At 58.1% G+C, this 24,086-nt stretch carries 19 protein-coding genes; 7 read left to right on the forward strand and 12 right to left on the reverse strand.

All coding sequences use genetic code 11. From position 1 onward, the window contains the following. The first annotated feature begins 20 nt into the window (after window positions 1-20). Window positions 21-4,553, forward strand: coding sequence for a glucoamylase family protein (locus ACPOL_RS05685; RefSeq protein ID WP_114206201.1), 4,533 nt, complete (start codon window positions 21-23; stop codon window positions 4,551-4,553). A gap of 40 nt (window positions 4,554-4,593) precedes the next feature. Here ACPOL_RS05685 and ACPOL_RS05690 read toward each other — a convergent pair whose 3' ends face one another. Next, the gene (locus ACPOL_RS05690) at window positions 4,594-5,841 is read right to left on the reverse strand and encodes a PP2C family protein-serine/threonine phosphatase (RefSeq protein ID WP_114206202.1); all 1,248 of its coding nucleotides are present in this window, start codon (window positions 5,839-5,841) and stop codon (window positions 4,594-4,596) included. A gap of 256 nt (window positions 5,842-6,097) precedes the next feature. Here ACPOL_RS05690 and ACPOL_RS05695 point away from each other — a divergent pair, with 256 nt between their 5' ends. The 3 genes from ACPOL_RS05695 to ACPOL_RS33980 all read left to right on the forward strand — a co-directional run bounded on the left by ACPOL_RS05695 (window position 6,098) and on the right by ACPOL_RS33980 (window position 7,013). Next, window positions 6,098-6,325 (forward strand): CDGSH iron-sulfur domain-containing protein, encoded by a 228-nt coding sequence (locus tag ACPOL_RS05695; protein ID WP_114206203.1) that lies wholly within the window; start codon window positions 6,098-6,100, stop codon window positions 6,323-6,325. A 191-nt stretch (window positions 6,326-6,516) separates the two neighbouring features. Then, window positions 6,517-6,678 (forward strand): DUF433 domain-containing protein, encoded by a 162-nt coding sequence (locus ACPOL_RS36065; protein ID WP_414633360.1) that lies wholly within the window; start codon window positions 6,517-6,519, stop codon window positions 6,676-6,678. A 146-nt stretch (window positions 6,679-6,824) separates the two neighbouring features. Then, window positions 6,825-7,013, forward strand: a complete 189-nt coding sequence (locus tag ACPOL_RS33980; protein WP_201759104.1) for a hypothetical protein — start codon at window positions 6,825-6,827, stop codon at window positions 7,011-7,013. 32 nt (window positions 7,014-7,045) lie between these two features. Here ACPOL_RS33980 and ACPOL_RS05705 read toward each other — a convergent pair whose 3' ends face one another. From ACPOL_RS05705 to ACPOL_RS05725, 5 genes are all read right to left on the reverse strand, one after another. Then, on the reverse strand, window positions 7,046-7,915 hold the full coding sequence (locus ACPOL_RS05705) for a hypothetical protein (RefSeq protein ID WP_114206205.1): 870 nt from the start codon (window positions 7,913-7,915) through the stop codon (window positions 7,046-7,048). A gap of 52 nt (window positions 7,916-7,967) precedes the next feature. Further along, a complete protein-coding gene (locus ACPOL_RS05710; RefSeq protein ID WP_114206206.1) occupies window positions 7,968-9,203 on the reverse strand; it encodes a vWA domain-containing protein in 1,236 nt (411 codons plus the stop codon). 36 nt (window positions 9,204-9,239) lie between these two features. Beyond that, window positions 9,240-10,775, reverse strand: a complete 1,536-nt coding sequence (locus tag ACPOL_RS05715) for a magnesium chelatase ATPase subunit I (protein WP_114206207.1) — start codon at window positions 10,773-10,775, stop codon at window positions 9,240-9,242. Between the two features lie 176 nt (window positions 10,776-10,951). Further along, window positions 10,952-11,572: an LON peptidase substrate-binding domain-containing protein gene (locus tag ACPOL_RS05720; protein WP_114210613.1), complete on the reverse strand. Its 621-nt coding sequence runs from the start codon at window positions 11,570-11,572 to the stop codon at window positions 10,952-10,954. A gap of 90 nt (window positions 11,573-11,662) precedes the next feature. Continuing rightward, complete coding sequence (locus tag ACPOL_RS05725) at window positions 11,663-11,980, reverse strand: tetratricopeptide repeat protein (RefSeq protein WP_114206208.1); 318 nt, start codon at window positions 11,978-11,980, stop codon at window positions 11,663-11,665. Between the two features lie 192 nt (window positions 11,981-12,172). Here ACPOL_RS05725 and ACPOL_RS05730 point away from each other — a divergent pair, with 192 nt between their 5' ends. Both ACPOL_RS05730 and ACPOL_RS05735 read left to right on the forward strand, forming a co-directional pair. Next, window positions 12,173-12,664 carry an acyl-CoA thioesterase gene (locus ACPOL_RS05730; protein WP_236657256.1) on the forward strand — a complete coding sequence of 164 codons (492 nt, stop codon included), beginning with the start codon at window positions 12,173-12,175 and terminating at the stop codon, window positions 12,662-12,664. A gap of 174 nt (window positions 12,665-12,838) precedes the next feature. Beyond that, the gene (locus ACPOL_RS05735; protein ID WP_114206210.1) at window positions 12,839-13,675 is read left to right on the forward strand and encodes an Mrp/NBP35 family ATP-binding protein; all 837 of its coding nucleotides are present in this window, start codon (window positions 12,839-12,841) and stop codon (window positions 13,673-13,675) included. 156 nt (window positions 13,676-13,831) lie between these two features. On the opposite strand, the gene ACPOL_RS05740 is transcribed toward ACPOL_RS05735, so the two are convergent. Both ACPOL_RS05740 and ACPOL_RS05745 read right to left on the reverse strand, forming a co-directional pair. Then, the gene (locus ACPOL_RS05740; RefSeq protein WP_236657257.1) at window positions 13,832-15,556 is read right to left on the reverse strand and encodes a DUF4932 domain-containing protein; all 1,725 of its coding nucleotides are present in this window, start codon (window positions 15,554-15,556) and stop codon (window positions 13,832-13,834) included. Between the two features lie 62 nt (window positions 15,557-15,618). Further along, window positions 15,619-18,186, reverse strand: coding sequence for a beta-glucosidase H (locus ACPOL_RS05745; protein WP_114206212.1), 2,568 nt, complete (start codon window positions 18,184-18,186; stop codon window positions 15,619-15,621). A gap of 238 nt (window positions 18,187-18,424) precedes the next feature. On the opposite strand from ACPOL_RS05745, the gene ACPOL_RS05750 reads away from it, so the two are divergent. Further along, entirely contained in the window at window positions 18,425-19,981 is a 1,557-nt protein-coding gene (locus tag ACPOL_RS05750) for a hypothetical protein (protein ID WP_150132918.1), read from the forward strand. Between the two features lie 72 nt (window positions 19,982-20,053). On the opposite strand, the gene ACPOL_RS05755 is transcribed toward ACPOL_RS05750, so the two are convergent. The 4 genes from ACPOL_RS05755 to ACPOL_RS05770 form a co-directional block, all read right to left on the reverse strand. Next, on the reverse strand, window positions 20,054-20,986 hold the full coding sequence (locus tag ACPOL_RS05755; RefSeq protein ID WP_114206214.1) for a phytoene/squalene synthase family protein: 933 nt from the start codon (window positions 20,984-20,986) through the stop codon (window positions 20,054-20,056). Window positions 20,987-21,151: 165 nt separating this feature from the next. Continuing rightward, window positions 21,152-22,204: a zinc-dependent alcohol dehydrogenase gene (locus tag ACPOL_RS05760; protein WP_236657258.1), complete on the reverse strand. Its 1,053-nt coding sequence runs from the start codon at window positions 22,202-22,204 to the stop codon at window positions 21,152-21,154. Between the two features lie 32 nt (window positions 22,205-22,236). Beyond that, the gene (locus ACPOL_RS05765) at window positions 22,237-23,340 is read right to left on the reverse strand and encodes a zinc-dependent dehydrogenase (protein WP_114210615.1); all 1,104 of its coding nucleotides are present in this window, start codon (window positions 23,338-23,340) and stop codon (window positions 22,237-22,239) included. A gap of 25 nt (window positions 23,341-23,365) precedes the next feature. Continuing rightward, entirely contained in the window at window positions 23,366-24,085 is a 720-nt protein-coding gene (locus ACPOL_RS05770) for a phosphorylase family protein (protein ID WP_114206215.1), read from the reverse strand. Window position 24,086: the final 1 nt, after the last annotated feature.

Consider the following 24,086-nt stretch of genomic DNA (forward strand, 5'->3'; position numbering starts at 1 on the left):
CAGAACAAACCTTGACATCAATGACTGAATTCATTCAGATAGCCGACGAAAGAAATCCTGACGCCGCTCCCCTCTCGGTCGACCATCTTCGTCAGCATGCACGTACCACGGCCCGCGGCTGGGGTGTGACCCGAAGGCCACAGGGACGAGGTGCATTTCCTGCCCGTGTGGAAGCTGCCCGCACCTTGCTCGATAAACTTTACGGTCAGCTCGACCGAATGCCGCCGCCTGACTACTCTAAAGTTACTTCCCCCGACCCTATCCTTGAACTGCGTGAAAACCCCCGCCTCATCCGGGCAGTCGTCTTGGAGGCGGCTTCCTTGCGCCGTAAGATCCCGGGGCTCCCTCGGGTGGTCACGCAATCCGCCCATGCTTCCGCCCATCCGGGCGAACAACAGGGAAGCTTGCCGCGGAATCTATACATCGCCGAAGCCTATTTCGATGCCACTCAGTCGGTCTGGAACCCGGACGCTTTTCGCATCTACCTTGAACAACTCCAGCTGGACGATCCGCTCGATCTCGAAGAGCTCTGGGCGATTCCAAGCTTCATGAAGTTCCATCTTCTGGAGCAGGTCCTCGATCAGGCACAGGGTATGCTTGACTCGCCCTCGACCGTAGACCTCGCCTCAAAGAAGCTACTCTCGACCCGCATCAGGACCCTTCGAGATGTGGGCTTCGCCGACTGGGTCCCGCTGCTGGAGTCGTTGATCATTTTCGATCCCACCTTGCGCCAGGATCCAGCACACTCCTACTCGCTGATGGATTTTGAGACTCGTGAGAGCTATCGCAAGCGCATAGCGAAGGTGGCCCGCTACTCCGAGTTCACCGAAGCTCAGGTAGCCTCTGCCGCCTTAGACCTCGCTCACGAGGCATGGAAGCTTCCCATCACCGACGCTCGTCTCTACCTGCGACGCAGCCACGTCGGCTATTATCTGATCGATAAAGGATTTCCGCAGCTCGCCAGCCGCATCGGTTATCGCCCCGCCTTCATCGATCGTTTGCGTACGCTTATCCGTAACAACGCCGATGATTTTTATATTGGCGGCATCGAGGTCATCACTATCCTGCTGATGGCAGCGGTAATCGCGCCCTTGGCTTCTCGCTATCCGGTGATCGGCGGTCTGACACTCGCCTTCTTTCTGCTCCTGTTACCCGCCGCCCAGGGCACCGTTGACCTCTTCAATAACATTGTCACCGCGCTCTTCAAAGCGCATCCTCTTCCGAAGCTCGACTTCAGCAGCGGAATTCCAGCCGAGTTCGCCACATTTGTGGCTGTGCCCACGTTGCTGATGAATGAGAAGCAGCTTCGCGAACTCGTGGAAGAACTTGAAGTCCGCTTCCTCGCGAATCCCGATCCCAACCTCCACTTCGGCCTGGTTACCGATCTGCCGGATTCTGTCACGCGGCCTCGTGAGAACGACACCGATCCGTTGGTCGACCTGGCATTGAGCCTCATTAACGAGCTGAATGCCCGCTATCGCGAGAGCAACTATGGATCCTTCTTTCTCCTGCATCGTCACCGCATTTTCAATGCCAGGCAAGGCGTGTGGATGGGCTGGGAACGCAAGCGCGGCAAGCTGCTTGATCTGAACAAGTATCTGCGCGGCGACTTCGACGCCTTCCCCGTCAAGGCGGGAAACCTCGAGGTACTGCGGCAAGTCAAATACATCATCACCCTGGATTCCGATACTCAACTGCCCCGCGGCACTGCGTCCCGCCTGGTCGGCGCGATCGCTCATCCGCTCAATCGCGCCATTATCGATCCGCGTTTGCGCATCGTCACAGAGGGCTACGGTTTGCTGCAGCCGCGAGTTGGGGTCAGCGTCAGCTCCGCTTCCCGTTCTCGCCTGGCAGCAATTTATTCGGGGCAAACCGGCTTCGACATTTACGCACGCGCGGTCTCCGACGCATACCAGGATCTTTATTCTGAGGGCATCTTTACTGGCAAAGGGATCTATGAAGTTGCCAGTTTCCATGCCGTGCTGGACCGTCGTTTCCCTCGCAACTCCTTGCTGAGCCACGATCTGATCGAAGGCTCATATGCTCGGGTGGGTCTGGCCACTGACATCGAGGTCATCGACGACTATCCTTCGCACTATAGCGCCTACACCAGGCGCAAGCATCGCTGGGTGCGCGGGGACTGGCAGATCGCGCAATGGATGTTCTCGAAGGTGCCGGACGAATCTGGCCGCTTCGTGCCTAACCCCATCAGCACGATCTCCCGCTGGCGCATTCTCGATAACCTGCGCCGCTCACTCGTCGAACCGTTCACCTTCCTGCTGCTGGTAGCCGGTTGGCTGGGCCTGCCTGGCGGTCCGCTCTATTGGACGGTTGCCACCCTGATCATCTTTTTCCTGCCCAATATCGTTCAACTCTTCTTCTCGCTCGGCCATGCAGCCTTTTCAGACCAGGAGGGCGCTGTCGGCGAAGCCTTCTCGGGGTTCTTGCAGGCACTTGGTGTTTCGCTGCTCACTCTCGCGTTTCTTCCTCATCAGACGCTGCTTTCACTCGACGCTATCGTGCGCTCGCTCGTCCGCCGCTTCATCACCGGGCAGCGGTTGCTTGAGTGGGAAACTGCTGCGGAGGCCGAAGCCAACGCCAAGTCCAAGAAGCGAACTCCGGTCGACACTTACCTTGCCGCAATGCCCCTGATTGCGATAGCGCTCGCTGCCATCATCTGGTACTTCAACTGGGGCGCGCTCCATATCGCCGTACCCGTCCTTGTTTTATGGGGATTCTCCGGCTCAATCACTGCCTGGCTCAACGCGCCGCCCCGCGAGCAGCATGCACGCATCAGCCCCGCAGATGCGGTCTTCCTGGAGCAGCAGGCACTGCGCATCTGGCGTTTCTATGCCGAGTTTGGCAGCGAGAAACACAACTATCTCATTCCCGATAATGTCGAGGAAGAACAGCTCGTCGAAGCGCCGCGGGTTTCCACCACGAACATCGGCATGTTGCTCAATGCCCGCCAGGCTGCCGGGGATCTCGGCTTTATCACCGCCCATGAGTTCGTCGATCTCACTCGCCGTACGCTCGCCAGCATCCACAAGCTTGAAAAGCTCAACGGCCATCCCTACAACTGGTATGACACTCTGACCCTGGCGCCATTGCAGCCGGTCACAATATCCAGTGTGGACAATGGCAACCTGGCCGCTTCTCTTTACACGCTCCGCGCCGGGGCGCTTGCCATGCTCAAGCTTCCGCTCCTGCGACCGAATCTCTTTGGCGGCCTGCGTACTCATTGGCAGCTGATGCTGGCGCAAAAAGGAATTCCGAAGCAGATCGCCAGCCATCCGCTTCCACCTGAAACAGCGAGCAATGACACTTGGGTCAGTTGGTGTTTGGGAACCGAAATGCTGGAGGGTTTTTCGGCGCACACCGAGCTTAGCGGCGAGGCTGCCTGGTGGCTTCGCGAGACCGGGCAGCGGATCAAAGCGATCAGCCAGCTTATCCGCGACTACCGTCCCTGGATGCTGCCTGAGTTCGCCCCGTTGCGGGCGATCCCGCAGCTAGGTTTCTCGCTTGAAACGCCTATAGCACTGGCCACTGCGCCAGAGTTCGCCACTCAACTCGAGGCACGCCTCGACCGCATGTGGGCGACCTCGACCGACCAAGCCAACTCTGTGCTCAGCGAACAGCTTCGTTCCTTGCTACCCGACGCCATCATTCGGCTTAAAGCGTTAAACTCTGCCCTGGTGGCAATCGCGGAGGATGCATTCCACCTCGCCGATCAAATGGATTTTGGATTTCTGCTGGAGAAGAGCCGTCTGCTTCTCTCGATCGGCTACGAAGTCGCCACCAAGAAGCTGCATACCGCGACATACGACATGCTCGCCTCCGAAGCCCGGATCGCGACCTTCCTGGCGGTGGCAAAGGGAGATATTCCCCAGCAAAGCTGGTTCAAGCTGGCGCGCACTCACACCATCGCCTTCAACCGCCCGGTGCTGCTCTCCTGGACCGGCACGATGTTCGAATACCTGATGCCATCTCTCTGGATGCGCAGCTATCCCGACACCCTGGTTTCCCGAACTTTAAGTGCCGCGGTTGAAATTCAACGTGATTTCGCCCGCAAACATCGCATCCCGTGGGGCATCTCCGAATCCGGATATGCCGAGCAGGACCCTGCCGGCCACTACCACTATCAAGCTTTCGGCATTCCCGACATGGCGCTGAAATGGGATGCGACCGCTGGCCCCGTCGTGTCGCCTTACTCCACCTTCCTGGCGCTCGGCACCGATGCGCCGGCGGCCATGAAGAACCTTCGCCGCATGGCCAAAGCCGGATGGGTTGGCGCCTATGGCTTCTATGAGTCCGCCGATTACTCCCAGACGAAAGGCCAGGCCAAGCTCGTTCGCGAGTGGATGGCCCATCATCAGGGAATGTGCCTGCTCGCCATCCTCAACCTGTTGCACGAAAACGTCGTCCAGACCTGGTTCCACTCCAATCCACAACTGCAAGCGACCGAGCTGTTGCTGCACGAGAGACCGATGCGCGAAGCGGCTTTGAGGGCGGAATACAAACAGTTCTCCCCTAAGACTCGCCGCACCGCCTGAACCGGGAGCAGAAACGAAAGATCGCGAAAATTAGCTGGGCTCAATCGCAGCTGCATTTGGCGACAATTAAGGTAATGTCGTCGTGTTGTTCCTCGGAACTGAATCGACGAAGGGCCTCAACGATCAATGCCAAAATCGCTTGTGCCGGTTGCGCCCGGTGGCGTCTCAATGCTTCGATCAGACGAGCTTCGCCGAACTCCTCTTCTGCTTCATTGAAGGATTCAGTAACGCCGTCGGTGTAAAGGGCCAGCATGTCTCCCGGATGCATCTGGCACTCTACCGTGGGGCCATCCCAATCTTTGAACAAGCCCAACACCGTGCCGGTTGAATGAAGCATCTCCAGGGTGTCATCCTGGCGCAGAAGGATAGCCGCCAAATGGCCGCAATTCGTATATCGCAATCGTTGTTTCGGGCCGTCATATTCGGCGTAGAAGAAGGTCGCGTAGGAGCTGTCCGCGGTGTTCTGATAGAACAGCTCATTCACTGAGCGCAATAGAAGGTGCGGCTGCTCGCGAGCCAGGGCAAATTGGCTGCGCAGGTTTGCTTGAAGATTGGCCATAAGCAGCGCCGCTGCCATTCCCTTGCCGGAGATATCGCCGATCAGCAACCCCAGCCGCTCTTGTCCCAAGGCCAGGAAATCATAATAATCCCCACCGACGTGACGGGCCTGGATGCACACGCCGGCATAATCGAGGCCCGCCACCGCAGGCAGGGTCTGCGGGAAAAGCCTGGCCTGCACCTGCTTGGCAATCTCCAGCTCCTGTGCGGTGCGCCTTTCCAGCTCCGCCTTCTCAGCGATCGCGCGGCGTTGCGCTTCAATGTCTCGGCTCATCTCGTCGGAAGCGATCAATTCAAATGCGTTTTTGTCTGGATCGCAAAAGCGGGCGAACGTTCCTCCCCAAAGCTGCGACTGCGGCGGTTGGGAAAAATGCACTCCCCGGCTAAGCCACAACTCATAGGTGGCATTGATGTCCTCGGTAATGAATCCGATGTTGGTCGGCCGCCCAATGAGCTTGTAGTTGTCAGAGTTCCGCTTCGGCGCGAGCAGCGCCAGGATCGTGCTTCCATCGGGAGGAGCGACGGCGATCCACCGGCCAAATTCGAAGCGGCCATCGGCCAGGACGCTGAACCCTAACTGATCCACATAAAAGGAGACGCTCCGGGCGAGATCCCGAACGTAGACATTGGATTTGAAGATACGAAGATACGGGCTGTCCGAGCTTCCGCGCCTTGTCCCTCGTTCCACCAGGTCCAGCGGAGCGGAGGTTTTCTTCTCAGGAGTTTTCACTCTGGCTCAGTGTTGATTCCCTTTCTGCAGCTATGGTAACGCCGCCGGTTCTCGCAGGCATTTCCTTTCTCTCGGTCTTGCGGAATTCCTCCATCCACAGAGCTCTTTCGTCATGAGAATGGAGAATTTGGATGAATGCTGAGATCCTACGGCAGCCGTCATTCATCGGTAGTCAACGGTCGTATCTCGGCAGTCGGCTCGCTGATAAACTCGAATTAAAGCAGCTCATCCAAAATTTGCAGGAGTGTCACACCGCATGTCCGATACCGCAGTCAAGATCACTACCCGGCCGAACGGCCCCTTCCGCGTCGAAGGTCCGATTACCCTCATCAATGTCGATGGTCAGGAAATCGATCTGACCGGCAAACCCGCCGTCTCCCTCTGTCGCTGCGGCGCCTCGGTCAACAAACCATTCTGCGACGGGACCCACTCCAAGATCGGCTTTCAGGCGGCTGAGGCCGCGGTTGCCGCCGAGCAGAAGTAGCGCGTTTCAGTGCTCTAGGCTCAATGGGCGGCGGAGCGGGAACGACTTACCGACGGCGAGTTTGACTGCCGCTGCCCGTAGTGCATCCGCTTATGATGGAACGGAGGGTAAGCAAGATGAGAACAGCAACTCTCGATTGATCGCGATGCCCTGCCGTGGAGAGCACCCCTGGTAAGCGTAGCGGCGCATGGGTGTTCAAAGGGACGCGGACGCCCGTTTCAACCGTGTTCGAGAACCTTCAAGACATGAGTGTCGACGAGTTGGTCGAGGGGTTCGGAGCGACTCGCGAACAGGTTCAAGCCGTCCTACAACTCGCGGCGCACAGTGCGGAAGCAGCGGCTTCTCGCCCATAGATACTGGTTCTTTTACAATGGAGCCCCGCGCACTCTCGCCCGCTACCTGATCGAACATCATGCGGTCACTGAAGCCCGCGCCCGTGGGCTGGCAGGATTGGAAAACGGCGACCTCTTAAACGAGGCCGAAGCCGCATGGCCTTGAAGTGCTGGTAACAACCGACAAAAACCTCAGTTATCAGCAGAATCTAGCAAGCCGGAAGACGGCCGTGGTTGTGCTCGGCCAAGGCCTCTGGACACTCATCAAGCCATATGTGGCGCAGGTCGTTGCGACGGCGAATGCGGCGACACCGGGCAGCTTTTCCGAGGTGGAAATTCCGTTTGATTCCAGTTAGATCCGAAGAGCGGGGAAGAAGCGGCAACCCGGCTACTGCGATCCCAATCCCAGCGGTTCTCGCAAGAACGTATAGGCGATTAGCAATCCTGTGAGCCCAAGACCAATAAACACAGAAGCAAGTAACGCCAGACGGTTCACCGGTCGAGCGCCGCTACCTTCGCCGATCTCGCCCAGGAAAGCGCAAGCGCCGATTATGGCTCCAACCAGCGCGACCATGACCCATCGTTGCCAAGCGGTTAAGGAGCGGTTGCGCGCCGGTATCTCTTCTGTGCGACGTTCATCGGATGCGTATGGCACGAGGGCGTTCAGCAACGGTCTCATCGGTGCGAAGAGAACGATGGCACCCGCAACCACCGTGAGCAGATGGGTAGCAGTGCCGTGAATTAACTGCTCTGGATAAGCGACCAATACCAATATTGCAAATACAGTAGCGACTGTGGCCGCTTTCCAGTCTTTGGCGGTGGGCTCTGTAGCGCTCTGCGAGGTGCGGATGGCCAGTTGCACGGCTGCCGTGACAAGTGCCATGCCGCCAAGTAACGCGATGAGCATGTTCTGCGACTTTGACCCAATCCACATCGAAGGGTGGCGGCCCATGGAGAGTGCATCCGACCCGAGGGTGATGAAGACTACCAGAACCACCGCCTCCTGTGACCGGATGAGATACACCTGTCGCTTTCCGGAAGGGGCTTCGCGGTAGGGGCGAAACGCGCGAAAGAGCGACAGCAATGCGACAAGAATTCCCACTATGACACCAAATGAACCAATAGCATCATACGGGTCTTCCCCAAAAGGGATGACGTCGAGCAGAGCGGGATCGTGTTTGGCAAACATGAACAACCAGTAGAACAGGCAAGCGAGTCCGAAGACGATCACGGCATTGCGCTGGAGAACCTTCGGCATGGATTAGCCCCACTCATTGCGATACCGGCAAAGGCGCTTTTCGTGACTGACCTCAGTGAATGGTCTTCATCTTTCGTTGCATATAATCCATCAGCAAATACTCGCCCAGCGTATCCGGCGTCGTGAAGTATGCCTTGCCGCGACACATCGATGTCACCTTCTGCACGAACTGCACCAGCCCAAAATCCGAAGCCAGCATGAAGGTGTTGATCATGATGTTGGACCGTTTGCAGCGGGCGACCTCATCGAGCGTCTCGCTTACCACGAGCGGATCAAGTCCGAAGGCATTCTTGTAGATCCGGCCGTCGGGCAGCGTTAACGCCGAGGGCTTGCCGTCGGTGATCATTACGATCTGCTTCATGTCCTTGCGTTGCCGGGAGAGAATCTGCTGGGCGACCCGCAGCCCTTCGCGAGTGTTGGTGTAATGCGGGCCGACCTGCACACGCGGCAGCTGCGAGATGGGCATCTCTTCCGCTGAATCGTGAAAGAGCACGAGGTTCAGCGAGTCCCCCGGATACTGAGTACGAATAAGATGCGAGAGCGCCATCGCCACTTTTTTCGCCGGGGTGAAGCGGTCCTCGCCATAAAGAATCATCGAGTGCGAACAATCCAGCATCACCACCGTGGCGCAGGAACTCTGATACTCGCACTGATGCACGTGTAAGTCGCTGTATTCGAGATTGAGCGGCAGAGTGATCCCCTCGCGCGCGATCGCCGAATTCAGGGTAGCGGTGGTATCCAGGTTAATCGTATCCCCGAACTCGTACTGCTTGGAGGCGCCGCTGGTCTCGATGCCGGTGGCCCAATGCCGCGTATCATGACGGCCGAAGCTCGACTTTCCCAGCGAACCTAGTAGATCGCGTAGCGTCTTGAAACCCAGAAAGTCCAGGCTCTTGTCGGTGACTTCGAAGCGGACTTCTCCCTGCGGTCCGCCTGCCTGACCGGGCCCTGGACTGTTCCGCGAAGGGTCGCGAGGCTGCTGCGTCGACAGGTAATTTTCCTGTTCCATGCGATCCATCAGCTTCTCGATCAACTCATCCAGCTTGCCGTCCGCCGCCATCTCGTCGATCTTCTGCTGAAGCTGTTCATCGAACAAGTCGCCCGCTTCAAGCGCCTGCTTCAACGCCTCTTTGAGGTCGTCCATGGTGTGGTCGAGCTCAGAGAAGCGCGTGAACGGGTCTCGGTACCCTGAATTAAGCAGGTAGTCGGAGAGCGCCTTCAACAGGTCGTCCATCTCCATCTCGGAGGCCAGGTCGCCGTTGTACTTGGTGTAGCGAACACGTTTCATGGTTCCACCTCGCGGTCTAGTTCAATCCGCCGCGCCCTAGTTCAAACCACCGCGTCTTGACCGCCGCTGTTGCTGCTGCCAGTCCTGGTAGTCTCCCTCAGGATCGAGGCGCTCCTGCTTCCGCTGGACCTTGTCCGGAGAAGCAAACCCCCGCTCCTCGCTGCGGCTCAGCTTGCGGTGAGCGACCATCCCCTCGAGCAGGAACTCCGCCGCCGCGACGACTCGCTGCGGAATGTCGGAACTCTTCACTCCCACGGCGGAAAGCTTTTCAAAGAGCCCTTGTATCTCCTTCAAGTCGGTGAGCGCCGAGGCTGTCGGCTGGTCGTCATCAAGCTTGACGGTCCCGCCGAGGTTGAACCACTGTTCTATCTGCTGGGTATTGATGGTGGAGAAGTATTTGTCGTAAATCTTGCCGGCGGCAGTCCGGATCAGCTCACGAACGACCACGTCGGCGCCTTTCATCTCGCCTTCGTATTCGAGCTCGATCTTGCCGGTAATCCCCGGAAGCGCCGCATAGAGGTCGCTGACCCTGGGCAACACCAGCGTCTCGCCATGAGTGAGCGCTCGACGCTCGGCATTCGAGACGACCAGTTCCATGGTCGAGATCGGAAGCCGCTGACTCACTCCGCTGCGCTTGTCGACGCGTTTATCTTCGCGTGCCGAGAAGGCCACCTGCTCGACGATCTCGCGAACATACTGCGGTACCTCCGTCTCCAAGCTTCCGCGCTCGCTCCAGGCCTCCTGCGAAGTGATCGCGATCCCCTCTTCGATGGTCTCCGGGTAGTGGGTCCGGATCTCCGACCCGATCCGGTCTTTCAGCGGAGTGACAATCTTCCCGCGTGCCGTATAGTCCTCCGGATTGGCGCTAAAGACCAGCGCAACATCCAGCGCCAGGCGCACCGGATAACCCTTAATCTGCACATCGCCTTCCTGCATGATGTTGAACAAGGCGACCTGGATCTTGCCGGCTAAATCGGGCAGCTCGTTGATGGCGAAGATACCGCGGTTTGCTCTGGGCAGCAATCCATAATGCATGGTCAGCTCATTTGACAGATCCTGGCCACCGCGTGCTGCCTTGATCGGATCGAGGTCCCCGATCAGATCGGCGACGGTCACGTCCGGCGTTGCCAGCTTCTCCACATAGCGCTCGTCGCGGGTAAGATACGCAATTGGCGTCGCATCGCCCTTCTCGGCGATCAGGTCGCGGCAGCGCTTGCACAGCGGGTCATAGGGATTGTCGCGAATCTCGCATCCCGCCACATAGGGCAAACGTTCATCCAGGATTGCGGTCAGTGCCCGCAAAATGCGGCTCTTCGCTTGCCCGCGCAGCCCCAGCAGGATGAAATTCTGTTTAGAAAGAACAGCGTTCACGATCTGCGGCACTACGGTATCTTCATAGCCCACGATCCCGGGAAAGATGGTCTCCTTGGTACGAAGGCGACAGATCAGGTTTCCACGCAACTCCTCTTTGACACTGCGCGTTTTGAGGCGCGCCTCGGAGAACTGCGGGCTGGCACGAAGGCCGCCTAGGTCGAGCGGCAAGGAGTTCGGAATAGGACGCACTACGGACATGAAAGACTCCTGATGGCCTCGACCGCTGAATCGAGTGAACGAAGCCGTATGGGACAAGTATGACTCTAGAGTAGACGATCGTCGCAAACGATTCGATTATGGCGTGGGATCGAAGGGAATCGATTTGCGTCAGGTCGAATCATTTAACCCGAACTCAATGACGCTGTGCGGTCCTGCTACATGACATGCCCATTGCGGCCCGACGCCCGGGAAGTCTGCGCGCCACGCCGCAGCTTGGGCAGGATCGCGTTGTAGAAGGCCAGTAGCTTTGCCGTCCGCTCCGCATCGGAACGCGTGACCAGCAACTCCTGTTTGAAGTTAAGGTCAGCCGGCAGTGTCCAGGCAAGGGTGAAAGAAACCGGCGCATCGAGATCAATCGCGAGATTCCGCGGCGAGGCTTGATTATCGTTCAACCCGATCAACTCCATGACTTCGAGATGGAGAGCGGTACATTGCGCACGCTCTTCGCGGCTGGATTCTTCGCCAAGATCGAGGAAGCGATCCACTTCGGCCTGCAGGTAAGCCTGTGAAGTGTCCAACAATTCGATCTCAAAACGCTCGCCGCCTTCGCAGAGAATGTCCATCCGTCCGTCGGCATATTGCTGAAGCACGGTTACGATTTGAGCCGTGCAACCTACGACCGCAAGCCCTTCGCTTTGCGCACGGACAACTCCGAACGGCATTTGCCGCTCGATACAGCTAGTCACCATCTCCTTGTAGCGGTCCTCAAAAATGTGCAATGGCAGCGGCGCTCCGGGAAAGAGCACCACGTCGAGCGGGAACAGGGGGATCTTCATGACTTCTGCAATTATGCGCGAATAGATAGGGTCCGGACATCCGCCCGGATCCATCTCTTTGATTGGATTATGCCTTTTCAGGAATTTTAGTTAGACCTGGCCCTCGAGTTCATCCAGCAGTTGCTGCATCTCGTTGAGGGCATGCTGGTTCCCTGTCCGTTGCGCACTAGCGATGCCTTCCCGCAGGCGGCTCTTCGCTTCATCGGTCCGGCCAGCCTTCGCAAGCGTCTGGCCGGCCATGAAATACCCTGCAGTATAGTCGGGATGCTCGGCGAGCAACCGGTCGAACTCCGCTACTGCGGTTCCTGCATCGCCTTCCGATGCGTAAGCCATGGCCAAGCCATATCGCGCGAAAGCATCGGCGGGCTGCTGGGCGAGGATCTCCTTCAACATCGCAATCTTGTCCATAAACCTATTTCACCACGCACAAGGGGTGGAGAGAAGGATTCGAAACCCATCGATGCCGATTTGCTTAAATTCATTGAAATGCCCAAACTTGAATCTAGAACCTAACATTGGCAGTAGCGCGAAAGAGAGCAATCCATGGAATTCACCGGCCACTCCCTTCCTGTTCGGCGGGGAGGTGAATCGCAGTCAGAGATGACCGAATTGATTCTGCCGAATGACACCAACACTCTCGGCAACCTGCTCGGCGGCCGATTGATGCACTTCATTGACCTCGTCGGCGCGATGGCTGCCTATCGCCACTCCCGGACTCATGTGGTTACGGCTTCCATGGACCATATCGACTTCATTGCACCTGTCCATGTCGGGGACCTGCTGATCCTCAAGTCACTGCTCAATCGCGCTTTTAACACTTCGATGGAGGTGGGCGTCAAGGTCTGGGTCGAAAATACGATCGTCGGCACTCATCGCCACGTCGCCTCGGCTTACCTCACTTTCGTGGCAGTGGATTCGCAAGGACGCAGCGTCCCGGTTCCCAAGCTCCTGCCGGAGACCGAGGAAGAGATTCGCCGCTACGAAGACGCCGGCCGACGGCGCGAAAATCGCCAGCGGGAACACGAGCGCCGCATGGCCAGCAAGTCCAGCCCCAACCACCAAACCACCCCCCCGCTCACTCAGGCTAAATAGGTGCAGGATGCCCCACTCCGCCTGAGTGCTCCCTTCAAGCCGGCGTTGGCATGAATGGGAGTCTGGTGCGCCATTCAACCCGACCTGGGCTTGAGTGGCGCGTAGGCGGCTGAACCTTGTCATCTCCTGATAAATGCCACGTCAACTGTCATACTAGAGAGAGGAGTCATTCCCATGGCAGCATCTACCCACGGCGTCGCGCCCACCCCCCAATCTCTTCCCGGAGTCGCGAATATCGTCGCAATCGGCTCTGGCAAAGGCGGCGTCGGCAAGACCACTTTGGCAGTCAATCTAGCCGTCGCGCTCGCTAAACTCGGCCATAAGGTCGGCCTCATCGACGCCGACATCTACGGCCCTAATGTCCCGCTGATGATGGGTTCCGGCAAACAGCCCCGCATTCTTGAGGGCAACATGATCGAGCCGATCCTGGCACACGGCGTGAAAGTAATCTCAATCGGCTTCATCTCCCCGGGCGACAAGCCCATGGTCATGCGCGGGCCGATGCTTCACCAGATCATCCGCCAGTTTCTTCAGCAGGTTGAGTGGGGCGAACTCGACTTCCTGCTGGTCGACCTGCCCCCTGGAACCGGCGACGTCGTGATTTCGCTCGTCCAGACTGTGCCACTCACTGGCGCCGTCGTGGTCTCGACCCCGTCTGATGTCTCCCTACAGGACGCGCGCAAAGCCCTCGAGATGTTTCATCAAGTCAATGTCGAAGTCTTGGGCATTGTTGAGAACATGAGCCACTTTACCTGCCCGCATTGCCATCAGGAGATCGACATCTTCTCCAAGGGGGGCGCCGACCGCATGGCCCGGCAATTCAGCATCGCTTTCCTGGGATCGATAGAGCTCGACCCGGAGATCCGGCACGGCGGCGACACCGGGCTTCCGGTAGCTCTCGCTGGCGAAGGTTCGCCTCAAGGAGATCAGTTCTTCAAAGTAGCCAAGCAGGTCGCCGCATTGGCAGTGGCTCAGTCTGCCAAGACTCGGGATGTGCTCGAGATCAGTTAGTCAGGATCTCAGACGCACAAAAGCCTCCGGTCAATCAAGCCGGAGGCTTTTGTTTGCGCCAGTGTCCCCGATACAGAGCGCCGTCTGCAAAACTCCCCTAGATCCATTACGTAACGGCAACGGGCCAAACGCCATGACATGAACGGTCTTGCGGGACTACTTTGGCTTAACCGGCGCGGGGCTGGTTCCCTCATCCGAGGAATCCGCCTGATGCGGCAGAGCAAAGGGCTGCTTTAAGCCCTTTTCCGCTGCCTGCTTCGTATCCGCTTGGCCGTCGCGGACCGTCAGAGCAGCTTTATACTCCGCCACCGCCTGCTCCCGCTCTTCCTCGACGTCGTGGATGCGGCCGAGATAAATATGCGCCCAGGCCAGCGTTCTCGGGTCCTTCGAGAGCCGCACCGCGTCCCCGAACCGCGCCTGAGCGTCATCCATATTGCCGCTGAGCAGCGCCACCTGGCCCAGGATGTAATCGGCGTAAGCTGGATCGCCGGATTTTTGGTCGATAGCCGCCTGCGCCAGTTGCGCGGCGCCCGCCTTGTCTCCCTTGATGAGCTTCATTTCGGCAAGGTCAAGGCCATGTAACTGTCGTGAAGCATGAGTCACCACATCCGACGTGCCAGTCTTCGAGAACTGGACATGCTTGGCGCGACTGATCTGGCTCTCGACATCCATACCGTAGACCATTTCGCCGATGCTTTCCTTCAAGCTGGCGGAATCGCGCTCAAAGGACCCGAACGCGTCATAGAAATACTGGGTGAGCACATACCCCTGAGACATGGCCGTATCCACGGCTTGCTGGCGGGCGGCGCCGACTTTTTGCAGATAGGCGGTGCGCTCGCGATCAGCGCGCTCAAGATCGACGCGGCGAAGATCGGGGGTAGGCGCCTTGACCTCGGGAATGCCCGTATCCAGCGTTCGCGCCTCAACTGCCCGAATCATCGACTCAATCGTCAGCGCCACGATATCGCTGCGGAAGGTGTAATCCAGTGGCGCTTCGCGCACCGATTTCAATAATGGCAGCAGCCGATCCATGGACGAAGCGCGGGCAAACAGCAGCGGCTCAATCTCATAATGAAGATAGGTGTGCCTGACCTGCTGCATGTTGATGCTTCCATTTACCGGCGAGGCGACCACAACATAATCTGTTCCATAGACGCGTGCGTTGGTTTGGCTTGGTGCGAGCAGCGGCTCAATCACCACCAGGAAGCGCCGGCCGTCGTATCCACCCGCAGGCATCTTCAAGTAGAGATTCGTGGCCAGGATCATCTTGGTCAAGGGGTCATGCAGCCGGTTGACTTCTTCCTCATAGGCGTTGCGGTTTGCTACCCAGATGACATGGAGTTGCGCAGCCTCGGCGAAGCTGCGCAGCAAGGGAAGGATCTCCACCACCTGGGTTGAATCCGGCGGCATCTCGGTGAGATCGACACTGGGTGTGAGTTCAGGAGGTGGCGTCAGATAGAGCGCGAGGGAGATATACTGAGCCAGATCGCGACCCGAATCGGCGAGCCGGTGTCCGGCAATATAAGTGCAAACCCGGTCCCGCGCATCGCGCGCCTCCGCTGACCCCTGCAGATACTGGTTTAACTCGTCGCGGATCCGCTGACGGAGCGGGTCAGAGCTCTCCAGTTCCTGGTCATAACCACAGGTATTCAGCGCAATGGCAACATCAAAGAGGGCTTCGCTGGTCTCCAGGCTGATCGCCGGCCCGGCGGGATCGACCAGCGCAGGCGGCTTCGGCGGTACCGGCTGTCTTGGCGCTTGCGAAGACGAAGCACTGGCTGCCGGAGTCTCGTTGTTCTGGCCAGCCGCGCCAATCGCGGCTAACAGAAGCGAAAACGACAAACAGCTAGTACAACGAAACTGACGCAAGAAAGACCGCATAGCTGCAACCTGCAGTGTATGCAACCGCGGGATAGGGGGTCAAATGCCGGTTCTCCTCCGCGTTATTGCAAAGTCGCGTTTTCCGCCGCGGATACCGAGACTGAACCCGACAGCGGAAGATCAACCGACGATTCGCCGACCAGTATTCCGAAGTTCCCTGGCGAAACCCTCCAGCGTTTCGCCGAAACATCGTAGTACGCGAAGGCCCGCGCATCGAGGGTCACTGACAAATGTTGGGTCTCTCCCGGTTTGAGGTTGACCTTGCTGAAGCCCTTTAACTGCTTGGCTGCATGCGCGATGCTGGTGTGATCGTCGGCCACATATACCTGCGCGACCGTCGCGCCAGCGCGATCTCCGGTATTTGTGACATCGAAGGCGACGGTGTAGTTCCCGCCGGAACCGCCATCCTGGTTCACCGTCAAGTTGCCATACTTGAAGGTGGTGTAGGACAGACCATAGCCGAAAGGAAAGAGCGGTTTTACGCCGTTCTTTTCATACCCGCGATATCCAACAAAGATTCCTTCCTTGTAGGTGACTTTCTTCGAATCTCCCTCGGGGTAATAATTCGCAAAAGTAGGATTGTCCTCAGCCTTGCGTTCAAATGTGGCTGGAAGATGTCCGGAAGGATTGACGTCACCGAACAAAACCTCCGCTAAAGCCCTTCCACTCCCCTCACCGCCATACCACTGCTCAAGGTAAGCGGGAACCTTGTCCAGCCATGCCAAAGAGTCGACATTCCCGCCGGAAGTCACCGCGACAATTGTGTTTTTGTTGGCCGCGGAGATTTCCTTGATCAGTTCCTCCTGGCCAAAAGGCAGGCCAAAGGTGCGATCGCTCCCCTCCGATTCGCTGTCCTGGTCGAATCCAGCGGCGACCACGACTACATCGGCTTTCGCCGCCAGGGTCTTTGCTGCTGCGCTGACGAGCGTTGCCTGGTCGGCGATCGCCAGCCGTATGCGGCCGCCAAACATTGAAGTCTGGTTGTCCTCGACAACCACCTTATGCGGGCCGGCCGAGAGCTGAACCGTGAGCGTCGGCTGAAAGGCGCGGCACAACCTCCAGTCATCGATGATGAGCTTGTCGTCCAGATAAACGCGACTGCCTGCTCCCTCACCTGAGCTCTGCACTCCGATTTCGTAGGTCCCAGACGTTTTCGCCGTGTAGTAGCCTATCCAACGGCGGGACACCTCGTGCTTAGCTCCCGAAGAAAAGAGCGCCAGTATGGTGTCCATATCTTCCGTCATGGTCTGCCAGGTGAAGCCGGCGCTATTAATGTGAGAGATGGTCTTCGTCGTCGCCGCCGGTCCCGAGAGCTCCGCGTTGTTGAAGCTTTGCACAATCAGGCCAGCCTTGCCGCCATGTGCGGTCGTTGTGAAGTTCGTCTGAGCAGCGAGATCGGGAATCGTCGGCAGACCGCGCTCATAGTAGACCACGGCGTTGTTGCCGAGGTATCCGGCTATGCCTTCCAGGTCGCTGACTCCATGAAACGGAACGACGCCCGCACTGCCGCCACCAACTGGCACCGCCGGATAGGCGTCCGGTCCAACAACCAGGATGGTCTTGACCTTTGTCTTGTCGAGCGGCAGAAGTTTGCCTTCATTTTTAAGCAGCACGATGCCTTCTCGAGCCGCATTGAGGGCAACTTCCTGGTTATTGAGATCGTAGGTCGAAAGCGAGAGGTCGGTCTGCTGATACCCCGGGGCTAACCATCCGAAACGGTTTGCGGTGTCTACAATATGGCGGACCTTCTCGTCGATCGTCGCCTGTTTCACCCTGCCGTCTTTGAGCGCAGGAAGAAGGTTCTTGCGGTTCATGAATGCACCGGTCGGCATCTCAATGTCGAGGCCGCCGTTCGCCGCCGCTACGCCGTCATAGGTCGCCACCCAATCGGACATGACCACCCCGTTGAATCCCCACTCCTTCCGCGCAATTTCTGTGTTGAAGTAGCTGTTCTGGGTCATATGCTGGCCGTTGGTGAGGTTGTAGGAGTCCATGATCGCGCCAACATGGGCCTTCTTGACCGCCGCTTCAAAAGCGGGCATGTAAATCTCCCGCAGACTTCGTTCGTCGATGATCGAATCAGAATCGTGCCGCAAAAATTCCGAGTTGTTGCCGAGATAGTGCTTTACCGTCGAACTGACTCCTTGTTTCTGCATTCCATCGATATAGCCGACCGCCATCGCCGCAGAGAGAAACGGATCCTCTCCGAAGTACTCGAAGTTGCGGCCGTTTCGCGGTGACCGGTAGATATTGACACCCGGCCCTAACATGAAGTGAATGCCTCGTGCCCGCGCATCCTTGCCAATCCCTGCGCCCACCTCCTCGGCCAGCTCTGGATTCCAGGTGGCGGCGAGACCGATTCCTCCCGCATAGGTCGTCGATCTGAATCCGGAGTTGCTGCGAACCCCCACCGGCCCATCCGACATCTCCAAAGCCGGCAATCCAAGCTCTGGCTCGGCGCGGATCGCAAACCCTGTGCCGCCGATGTAATCGATTTTCTGCTCCGGAGTCATCTTGCCGAGAATGGCGTCTGCGCTGGGCGCGGACTGCGCGAAGCACGAACCTACCCCCAGCGATATTGCCGCGAAGGCGCACATGGACGAAACTACCCGTTTGATCCCAAGCATCATGGTTGTCTCTAGAAACACTTTCTAGTTTGAAAAAAGATGATAGCAACCATACGCACTCTATACGGGGATGTAAACTCGGCAATATACGAGGATGTAGACTCGGCAAGTAGACATGCTGAAGATGCTGCTCTCCTCATCGGCGAGGAGCGAACCAAGCACCGTTTGCCTGCCGCGCTAAGGAGTGCGGGGACCGAACGATCCGTGGGCGCTTCGCGTCTTTGTCGCGTGGGGATGCACAATGCTTCGACGAACCTCCGATTCCCGACCCGCGATGCTCTTATTCCTGCTCGTGGTTTTTTGGGGGGCGGGTGCCTGTGCACAGGACATCTCTGTCGTTCGGTTGCCGCAAAGCAGCGACATGACCGTACGCCTGGTAAATCTGGCGAGCCATCAGAGCTATGACCGCACGGGGGATGCCTATTTCATCGTTCCCGCGGGCAGATATTCGATCCAGTTATTACGCGCCGGAAGTACGGTCTATCAGGAGGCCGAATACATTTCGGCCTCCGCCCCGAGTTCCCGCACGGTCAATCCCAAGAAGTTGGAACTGGCTGTAGGCATTCCGACGCCAAGTCCGCAATTTGACTCGAACGTATGTTCTGCGTTGGAATCGGCTATCCGGTTGACGATCGCGAGCTTTGGATTGAGTGACGCTGATATCCAACGCCGGCTGGCGAACGCCGATCTTCGAGGTTCGCTGCATTGCACAACCAGTGCAGACTTGGACTCCGTGCTGAGCACGCTTACAGGGTCCTACGGGATCAACTCGCTGGGAATGGTCGACGTATCCATCGACTACTCGCCGCTCGCGCCCCTGCACCGGCCCCACAACCGCGGAAATTCACCGATTTATCTTGATCCGTCGACACAAAGGTTAGCGACGGCCCAACAGCCTGCTTCGAACCTGACCCCTGACCTGGTGAACGATATCAAGAACGGCATCGCCGACCTGGGAGTCGATGAGAGTGGCAAGCCGCTGTTGGTGTGCGGCGCAATCGATGTCAACACTCCAGTGTTTTGCGACACCAACGGCCTGGTGACCGCAACCCCGGCGATCGCCCATCTTCGTGCCCTTTATCACCTCCGCGTACAGACTAAGCCGGTTGATTTCCGCGGGGTCGAAGACGACCGCTGGACCACCTTTGCCGGCGAGGAGGAATATCGCGTCACCCAGGAAAAACTTGCCGCCGACGTCAAAGCGATTCAGGAGAACTTGCTTAAGAGGATCGCGCAAGTACAGGCGAGTTTGGTCTCCGCGCAGAGTGCTCAGGCCGACGGCCAGACTGTCCAGTCCTACGTAACTTCGGATCTGCTGACACTGCTCGACGCGACTCAGTCGGAGTTCAACCAGGCACTCCGCGAGGCTACGCTGCATCCGCTACGCCAGCACTTTCCTCAAGTGCTGGCAACTCTGCCGGAGAGCGCCGATCCATCGACGCCCGCGCCTGTCGCGGAGAAGGCGTTTCGGGACTTAAAGGACGCCATAACCACGCTAGGCGCCGCCTCAGGCAACCTTGGCATCGACCTCGTCTTCAGAACGACCCCCGTTGAGGCCGAGGGGGTCCACTTGAGCTTTGATCATTGTGAAAGGTGCATGCCAGTTGTCAGTCAGGGCGGCGAGCGTCGCTTCTATCGCGGAAGATACTACGTGAGAGCCAATCTGGATGGGTATGTTCCGTATGAGGGCTGGCTCGATCTGGTCGATGATCCTAGAACCATTCTCGAATGCGAAATGGTGAGAGTGCACCGGGCTTCCGATGCACGCGGATCCACCTGTTCCCTGCGGTCTCAGTGACTCTAAAACCGAACGGCGCACCTGTATCCCAAGTTGAAGGAGGAGGAAAGCCCTTGTCTCCTACCAATACTTTCAGACGCGCAGCAGCAACCGGTTGCCGAGCACCCGGAGAATGCCCCAGGCAAGGATGGCAAGTTTCTCATAGGTCGGCACTCTGACCCGCGAACGAAACACCTCGTAATTCGAAGCTTTGATCCTGTGTAACAGCCGGTGGTAGATAGTAATCAGCACCCACATTGCCGGACGGCTGTCTGGGACGATCAACGGCAACAGTTCTCGACCTGATTGATAGTATCGCTCGGCCCGTTCCGCTTCGAACCGCAGCAGCTCGCGAAGCTCGGCCGGCGCGGCTCCGCCAAGACTCGATAACTGTTCCACACTTACCCCGAAGCGGCCTAAGTCTTCGCGGGGAAGATAGACTCGGCGGCGCTCTGCATCTTCGCGCACATCGCGCAGAATATTTGTCAGTTGGAAAGCAATCCCGGTCTCCTCGGCAAGCTTTTCCGCTCGCTTATCTTGATAGCCGAAGATGCGGATGCATACCAGACCCACGACGGATGCGACTAAGTAGCAGTATTGATAGAGATCGGCGAAAGCCGGATAAGTCTGGTAATCGCCGGTCGCGGAATTGCCCTGAACAGCTTCGCGGGAAAGGTCCATTGTCGTCCCTTCCACTAACTGCTCGAGTAACTGGTTAGGTATATCGAAGCGGCGCTGCGCATCGGAGAGCGCAACAAAGACGGGATCGTTGGTATCTCCGTCATGCGATGTTTCTCGACACGATGCTTCGCGCCAGGCAATAAGCCACTGCTCGAGATTCGCACGCCGTTGGTCGATCGGCAGGCTTTCATCGTCGGAAAGATCGTCCGCATGGCGCATAAAGGCGTAGACTGCGCAGATCGCGTTGCGCTTCGCCGGAGGTAATGCGACAAAGGAGTAATAGAAGTTCTTAGCTTCCTTACGCGCGATCTCTCTGCAGATTTGATAGGCTTCCGCAACCTGCATAGTTAAGCAGCCACCTCTCGGCTACTCTGCCGTTTGCTGTCGCACGAGTTCGATCTCTCAGATGTCGATTCTTCCTGGCTCTGCAAGACGGGCAATGCCATGCGCTCCGCTCGATCTATTGGTGTATAGCTGATGCATCTCCGAAACATTATCTCAGGAGAAGGATCAAGGAATGATGGCCGTCTTGATGTCGTTCGAGCGGTCCATCAATTTGCGGAAGACACTGTTCAGTTCCATCAACCGGGCGCGGCCGGTAATGTATTCACTACATTTGAAGCGCCCGCTCACCACCAGATCGAAGGCCCTGCGGCAGGTGGCCGGGGTATGGTGAAAGCTGGCCTTTAGGGTGATGTCGTTATAGTGCAGCCTGTTGGTGTCGAGCGAGACGCGAGTTCCTACAGCGCAGCCGCCAAAAAAATTGACCGTGCCGCCTCTGCGAACCATATCGACCGCCCACTGCCACGTCATCGGGGTAGCCGCGGCGTCAATGGCGATATCGACGCCCCGGCCTTTTTCAGTAAATCCGCGAACGGCGGCGATCACATCGCGCGTGCCGGTGGTCCGCACAATCTCTTCCGCGCCGAATAGTCGAGCGCTTTCCACTTGCTCCGGACGTTTCACCACCGCGATGACGCGCAGGCCGCTCAATGCGGCGGCATGAATAAACATGAGCCCGATCGGACCGGCGCCAATCACCGAGATCGTATCTCCAGGACGGGCCCCGCTCTCTTCCAGCCCACGAACGACACATGCCAGCGGCTCGGTCAGCGCCGCATGCTCCAGTGGCACATGCGAGGGAACGACCAGCGTGTTCTTTTCAACAATGCGGGCGGGTATACGGATATATTCCGCATACGCTCCATTGTTAAATAAGAGGTCTTCGCAGAGATTTTCCTGCTGGCGCGCACACCAGAAACATTTACCGCATGGGGCCGAGTTCAGCGCCACGACTCGCATCCCTGCAGCGAAGCGGGTGACTCCCGCTCCAACCGCTTCAACTACCCCGGCCAATTCATGCCCGAAAAGCGCAGGCAGCGCCAGCATCTTCGCGTGATAGCCGCGGCGGTAGGTCTTGAGATCGGTGCCACAGGTAAGCGCGGCTTGGACCTCAACCACGATTTCGCCCTTCTCAGGGTGGGGCATGGGAACGCGTTCAATCCGGACATCCTCTTGTCCGTACAACACCGCCGCGTTCATTTCAGTTAGCTGAGTCAGCATGGCACGCTATTTCTTCACTCCACGCGTGGGACCTACGCCCCCGGATGGATCATGACTTTCATCGAACTGGCACAAGGGTTAGACGCAATTTGAATTGCTTCGACCGCTTGGTCGATGGGGAACCGGTGGGAGATAAGGCGCGTCAGATCAAACCCGTTACGGTATCCCTCAAAAACCAGCTTAGCCCCTTCCTCCTGAATATCCGCGGAGGAGCTATACGAACCCATCAGGCTCTTTTCATCCATGCAAACGACTGCTGGGTCAATTGTCACCTCACCATGTTGAGTCTGAGCAAAGAGGAGAATTCTGCCGCCCGGGCGCGCTGCATCCATGGCCGTGCGGATGAGCGAATTTCCGCCGACGGCAAGAATCACGACGTCCGCGCCGCGGCCTTCACTCTCCGCTCTGGTGACGGCGATCACGTCTTCTCGGGAGGCATCGATCGGGTGGGCAAGCCCATAATTCGCAGCAATCTTATGGCGCTCCGGATATAAATCCGAGGTCAGCACCTTGGCCCCGGAACGGGAAGCCAGGCTGGCTAGCAAAATCCCTATGGGCCCCTGCCCGATCACCAGCACTGTCTCATCTGCCTCGATCTTGAGATTGCGGACCGCCTTGAAGCAGGTATTGACCGGCTCGACAAAAGCGGCCTGCTCAAAAGGCACATCGTCCGGAATCCGGACCAGTCCTCGTTTCACGATCCAATCCATCACCCGCACATACTCGGCGAATCCGCCGCCCGAGGGCTCAAACCCCGCCGTGCAGCCCACCCGTTTATAGCTGTCGCATTGGGCGAATGTCTTCTTGCGGCAGTAATAGCAATCGCCGCAGGGAACGTGGTGAAAAACCACCACCCGGTCGCCCGGCCGGAAACCGGCGACGTCACGACCTACCGCCGCGATCACCCCGGCGGTTTCATGGCCGAAGATGCGCGGCGCGGAATGGGAGCCGGTATGGATCTTTTTCAGGTCGGTTCCGCAGACGCCACAAGAGTGGACTCGGATCAGGACTTCGCCGGCCCCAATCTGGGGAACCGGCATTTCCTCCAACCGGACATCGTTGATACCGCGGTAGACGGGCGCCTTCATCCTTGCGGGAAGAGAGCCTGCCACGGTAAATGGGCCTGTTCCAGTCATCGTTGCCATATTTTCATCTCATATCCTACGCTTTACCCGGGTTTTCGTCTGCGGCCAGGAATCGTTCCAGCTCGTTACATAGATTGAGTGACGCTCGCGAGCTGGCCCGCGCCATGCGGCCGACCAGCTTCCAGAGTCCCGGCCTCAGCGCCACATAAGCCGCAAAAGAACCCTCCTGGAATTGGCCTTGCGGCGAGATGAAACGCTCCATTCCCGGCAGGTCGAAGTTATACTCATCCGAAATCGCCTTGATGGAGGCAAAAGGAATCTGGTGCGCGCGGGCGGCCCGAGCGACTGATGCCGCCTCCATATCAACGAGATCGGCAGCAAATCGCTCCCTTAAGCGATGCTTCTGTTCCGCTGAAACCACACGATCCACGGTTACGAGAAGCATGCCTTTGCCCGCGAGGTCGGTGGTTACTGCCCCATTTGGCTCGTTGATCTCGTAAAGTTGCCCCGATGACGCGTCGATGACCGCGTGAACTGGGCAAACCGTTCCCGCCGTCAAGCCACTGTGAAGTCCCCCTGCCCAACCGGCAGAGGTAAGCTGGTGGACCGGTCCAAAACTCAACGCAGCCTCGGTAGCCAGATGGGCGCGCGCCGCACCCATGCCTGCGAATGCGGCGATCGCCTTCTCCGAAGAGTAGACCACGACCCCTGCGGCGGTGGTCTCTCGCTTCCAATTGCGAACCAGGGGCTGCAACTCCCTCGCTAGCGCCGCGATGATAGCAATCCTGGATCTCAAT

Source organism: Acidisarcina polymorpha, assembly GCF_003330725.1.
Lineage (GTDB): Bacteria > Acidobacteriota > Terriglobia > Terriglobales > Acidobacteriaceae > Acidisarcina > Acidisarcina polymorpha.